1 rRNA gene is annotated in these 1,174 nt (G+C 56.5%); it reads left to right on the forward strand.

Annotated elements, in window-relative coordinates:
* Positions 1-1,172 (forward strand): 23S ribosomal RNA (locus ACIPYS_RS40170); the annotation flags it as partial.
* Positions 1,173-1,174: the final 2 nt, after the last annotated feature.

The raw sequence follows: 1,174 nt of genomic DNA on the forward strand, positions 1-1,174 counted from the left end.
GAGCTGGGGGTGGCCGCAGAGACCAGCGAGAAGCGACTGTTTACTAAAAACACAGGTCCGTGCGAAGCCGTAAGGCGATGTATACGGACTGACGCCTGCCCGGTGCTGGAACGTTAAGGGGACCGGTTAGCTCTGATTCGTCGGGGCGAAGCTGAGAACTTAAGCGCCAGTAAACGGCGGTGGTAACTATAACCATCCTAAGGTAGCGAAATTCCTTGTCGGGTAAGTTCCGACCTGCACGAATGGCGTAACGACTTCTCGACTGTCTCAACCATAGGCCCGGTGAAATTGCATTACGAGTAAAGATGCTCGTTTCGCGCAGCAGGACGGAAAGACCCCGGGACCTTTACTATAGCTTGATATTGGTGTTCGGTTCGGCTTGTGTAGGATAGGTGGGAGACTTTGAAGCCGTGACGCCAGTCATGGTGGAGTCGTCGTTGAAATACCACTCTGGTCGTGCTGGATGTCTAACCTGGGTCCGTGATCCGGATCAGGGACAGTGTCTGGTGGGTAGTTTAACTGGGGCGGTTGCCTCCTAAAGAGTAACGGAGGCGCCCAAAGGTTCCCTCAGCCTGGTTGGCAATCAGGTGTTGAGTGTAAGTGCACAAGGGAGCTTGACTGTGAGACTGACGGGTCGAGCAGGGACGAAAGTCGGGACTAGTGATCCGGCGGTGGCTTGTGGAAGCGCCGTCGCTCAACGGATAAAAGGTACCCCGGGGATAACAGGCTGATCTTCCCCAAGAGTCCATATCGACGGGATGGTTTGGCACCTCGATGTCGGCTCGTCGCATCCTGGGGCTGGAGTAGGTCCCAAGGGTTGGGCTGTTCGCCCATTAAAGCGGTACGCGAGCTGGGTTTAGAACGTCGTGAGACAGTTCGGTCCCTATCCGCTGTGCGCGTAGGAGTGTTGAGAAGGGCTGTCCCTAGTACGAGAGGACCGGGACGGACGAACCTCTGGTGTGCCAGTTGTCCTGCCAAGGGCATGGCTGGTTGGCTACGTTCGGGAGGGATAACCGCTGAAAGCATCTAAGCGGGAAGCCTGCTTCGAGATGAGCACTCCCACCTCCTTGAGAGGGTAAGGCTCCCAGTAGACGACTGGGTTGATAGGCCGGATATGGAAGCCCTGTGAGGGGTGGAGTTGACCGGTACTAATAGGCCGAGGGCTTGTCCTCAG

It is taken from the genome of Kitasatospora sp. NPDC089913 (genome assembly GCF_044748625.1).
Taxonomy (GTDB): Bacteria; Actinomycetota; Actinomycetes; order Streptomycetales; family Streptomycetaceae; genus Kitasatospora.